This window comes from Patulibacter sp. NPDC049589, from assembly GCF_040675535.1.
GTDB lineage: Bacteria > Actinomycetota > Thermoleophilia > Solirubrobacterales > Solirubrobacteraceae > Patulibacter.
In genome coordinates this window covers 1-3,559 of record NZ_JBFAPC010000294.1, presented here as the reverse complement: position 1 = coordinate 3,559, position 3,559 = coordinate 1, and the positions used below count along the sequence as shown (strand labels likewise).

Genomic DNA, 3,559 nt, shown 5'->3' with positions numbered 1-3,559 from the left:
CCGTCGTCGAACCCGTCGTCGTCGCCGTACGAGCCGCCGGGATCCATGTCGACGTAGGACGCGTCGTCGTCGAAGGGCGGGATGTCGTGGTCGTCGGGTGGGGCCATGGAGCGGATGTCGAACCTACCAACGGTCCGTCGCCGATCCGGAGCGACCCGGGGCCGCGGCTCCCAGTTTGCGGGAACCTCGCCGACCGGCGGACGAGCCGACCGGCGGCGACCGACGCGCGGCCGGCCGGTCTCGAGCGGCGCGGTCCGTGTGCACCCGCGACGGCGTGGCCGCGTTCCGGCGCGACGGCCCACGGTCGGACGTCCGTGACCCCGGGAGCTCCCGGGAACGACGACGGCCCGCCGGGCGGGCGGGCCGTCGGGCACTGCGCCGGCCGGCGCGCGGGGCGCCGGCCGGGTGGAGCGGTCTAGCGCTCGGTGACGACCATCGTCTTGACGTTGGCGATGACGCCCTCGGTCAGCTCGACGTCGACGACGAACGTGCCGGTGGAGCGGATCGGCTCGGCCAGGCGGACGTTGCGCTTGTCGACGTCGATGCCGCGCGCCTCCTTGATGGCGTCGGCGATGTCCTGGTTCGTGACGGAGCCGAAGAGGCGGCCGTCCTCACCCGTCTGGTGCTGGATGGTCAGCACCGTGTTCGTCAGCGTGTCGGCCTGCTCGCGGGCCAGGCCGACGGCCTCGGCGCGCTGGCGCGACTGGGCGGCGGCGACGCGCACGGCGTCGTCGAGCAGCGCCTTCGTGGCGGGCGCGGCGAGCTTGCGCGGCAGCAGGTAGTTGCGGAGGTAGCCCTTGGACACCTCGACGACGGCCCCACGGGAGCCGAGCTGCGGAACGTCCTGGAGAAGAATTGCCTCAGGCATGCGGATCAGATTCGATTCTGTCGTGCCGGGCACGGCGGGATGCCGTGCCCCTCAGCGGGACAGGAGAGGATGCCACGGACGGGCCCGTCGGCGCGCTGCGGGTCGGAGCGGCGCAACCGCCGCGGCAGAGCGGGATCGCGGGACGCAGGTTCATCGCGGCGGGACGGGTCCCGGGACGAGGCCCAGGTCGGAGGCCAGCAGGTCCATCAGCAGGCCGTCGCGCCAGGCGCCCGTCGCGTGGTCGCGCTCGTGCTCCCGGAGGATCCCGACGTCGCGGAAGCCCACGCGGCGGTAGGCGGCGACGGCCCTGGCGTTCGCCACGGTCGGGTCGATCGTGACCCGGTGGTGCCCGCGGTCGAGGATCAGGTGCCGGACGACCACCGAGACGGCCTCGGGGCCCAGCCCATGCCCGTGGAACGCGGTCCCGAGGAACACGTCGATGGACGCGTGGCGGTAGTCGGGCTCGAGCTCCTCGAGGACCTGGATCAGGCCGGCGACCGCGCCGTCGACCTCGATCGTCCGGACGGCGAGGTCCGGCTCGTCGAACGGGAAGTCCTCGTCCGCCGGGGGCGGCGGCCACCACCGGCCGACGGCGGGCTCGTCGAGGAACGCCCGCAGGACGGGCGCGTCGGCGCGCGTGACCGGTCGCAACCGGACGCGCTCACCGCGCAGCTCCGCAGGAGGGTCGGCCGACATCGGCCGACCCTAGATCACCGCGGGGCGAGTGCGGGAGGCTCGGCCCCGGTCCGGGGAGACCGCGCCCGGACCGACGTCCGGCCTAGAACGGGATGTCGTCGTCGGCCGGCGCGGGCGTCGGGGCCGGCGCCTGACGCGGGGCCTCGTTGCTCCAGCCGCCGCCACCCTGGGCCGGGGCGGGCTGGCCGCCGCCGAAGTCGCCCTGGTCGACGGGGTACGAGGTGCCGGGGCCGTTGAAGCCGCCGCCGTTCTGCTGGCCGCCACCGCCGCCGCCCCAGTCGTCGGACTGGCCGCCGCCGTAGCCGCCGCCCTGGCCACCACCGCCGCCGCCCGGGCCACCCTCGCGGCCGCCGATGAACTGGACGTCCTGCGCGACGATCTCGATCGCCTCGCGCCGGTTGCCGTCCTTGTCCTGGTACTCGCGCCAGCGCAGGCGGCCGTCGACGGCGACCTGGCGGCCCTTGGTCAGGAACTTCGCCGTCGCGTCGGCGGAGTTGCCGAAGACCGTGACGTTGAAGAAGTTCGGGACGTCGTCCCACTGACCCGTCTGGCCGTTCTTGCGGCGCTCGTTGACGGCGACGCGCAGCGAGCAGACCGACCCACCGGAGGGCAGGCCGCGCAGCTCGGGGTCGCGGGTGAGATTCCCGACGATCGTGACGCGGTTGATGGGCATGCGGGTCTTCTTTCCTCGGTGTACGTCTTGTGCGTCGGCCGAACGTACGGCGGGCGCGGGGCTCGACACCCGGCGCGCCTGCTTCGACACGGAGCCGGTGCCGCGACGACGCAGGTCGCCACGAGACCGCCTCGGGAGACGCAGCATTCCATGCGCCGCGGCGGCAGGCCAGCACCCTCGCCGGCCGGTTCAGGAACCCCTGGAAATGCGGCCGTCACGAATGACGTCGCGCGCCGCGGGGGGTCCATCGCGGCTCGCGGACGGGCGTGGCCCGGGGAGCGCGGCGGACGGAGTCGCGCGGCGGACGGAGTCGCGCGGCGGACGGAGTCGCGCGGCGGACGGAGGCCACCCCGACGACGATCGCCGTCGCCGGGCGAACGGAGGCCACCCCGATGACGATCGCCGCGGGAACGGCGGCGGCGGGACCCGGCCTCGAAGGCGACGGCCCCCGCAGACCCGACCGGCCCCGGAAACGCGAAGAGCCGCCCGATGGGCGGCTCTTCTGCGATGCCCCGGCAGGGAGCCGGGGCGCGAAGCGGGGTGGCTCAGCCGGCGTCGGGCGCCGCAGCCGCGGCGGCGACGGCCTGCGCGTCGATCTCGCGGAGGTCCGGCAGGTCGACCGGGTTGCGCTCGAGCTTGATGATCCGGTGACGGAGCACCGTGTCGTTGATCTTCAGCTGGCGGTCGATCTCCGACAGCAGCGTGGCCGGGCCCTTGAAGCGGTACACGCGGTACTCGGCGCTCGCCTCGTCACCGATCGGGTACGCGAGCTGCCGCACGCCCCACTCGCGACCCTCGAGGAGCGTGCCCTCGGACTGGATCAGCTTGTCGACATCCACGGCGAGCTTCTGCCGCGTCTCGTCCTCGGCAGAGGCGTGGAGAAGGATGACGAGGTCGTAGGAAGGTGCGGGAGCGGCCATAAGAGAGTTGCGCTTGTGAAGCGACGGTCGACAGTAGCAAAGGATCCGGGCCCCGGTCGCCCGGCCGGAGGGCGCGGGAGATCCGTCGGGACGGGGATCCGAGGGGGCGAGCGCCAGAGGCCCGCCGGGTCTCCCCATCATGCCCGATCCGCGCCCCTCCCCGTCGAGCCCGCTGCGCCGCGTCCGCCGGGGGAACGCCGTGACCGTCCTCGCGGTGCTCGTCGCGATCGTCCTCGTCGCCGCCGCACCGCGACTCGGGAGCGACCCGCCGGCCCTGCCGGACGGGCGGGCGGACGCGGCGGTCGGCGACGCCGGGCGGGCACCGGAGGGCGCGGGAGGCTCCGGGTCCGGGACGGGCGGCGGCACCGGTGCGGGCGGCGGCAAGGGCGGACCGTCGGCGCC

4 protein-coding genes and 1 pseudogene are annotated in these 3,559 nt (G+C 74.8%); 1 reads left to right on the top strand and 4 read right to left on the bottom strand.

The genetic code is table 11. The annotated features are described in order from the left end of the window. Positions 1 to 415 precede the first annotated feature (415 nt). The 4 genes from rplI to rpsF all read right to left on the bottom strand — a co-directional run bounded on the left by rplI (position 416) and on the right by rpsF (position 3,157). The gene (gene rplI, locus AB0L40_RS27300) at positions 416 to 868 is read right to left on the bottom strand and encodes a 50S ribosomal protein L9 (RefSeq protein WP_364361879.1); all 453 of its coding nucleotides are present in this window, start codon (positions 866 to 868) and stop codon (positions 416 to 418) included. Positions 869 to 1,018: 150 nt separating this feature from the next. After that, a complete protein-coding gene (locus tag AB0L40_RS27295) occupies positions 1,019 to 1,564 on the bottom strand; it encodes a GNAT family protein (protein ID WP_364361877.1) in 546 nt (181 codons plus the stop codon). Positions 1,565 to 1,646: 82 nt separating this feature from the next. Next, a complete protein-coding gene (locus AB0L40_RS27290) occupies positions 1,647 to 2,237 on the bottom strand; it encodes a single-stranded DNA-binding protein (RefSeq protein ID WP_364361875.1) in 591 nt (196 codons plus the stop codon). A gap of 545 nt (positions 2,238 to 2,782) precedes the next feature. Continuing rightward, entirely contained in the window at positions 2,783 to 3,157 is a 375-nt protein-coding gene (gene rpsF / locus AB0L40_RS27285; RefSeq protein ID WP_364361873.1) for a 30S ribosomal protein S6, read from the bottom strand. 139 nt (positions 3,158 to 3,296) lie between these two features. Here rpsF and AB0L40_RS27280 point away from each other — a divergent pair. Beyond that, positions 3,297 to 3,559, top strand: a pseudogene (locus AB0L40_RS27280) (hypothetical protein); the annotation flags it as partial.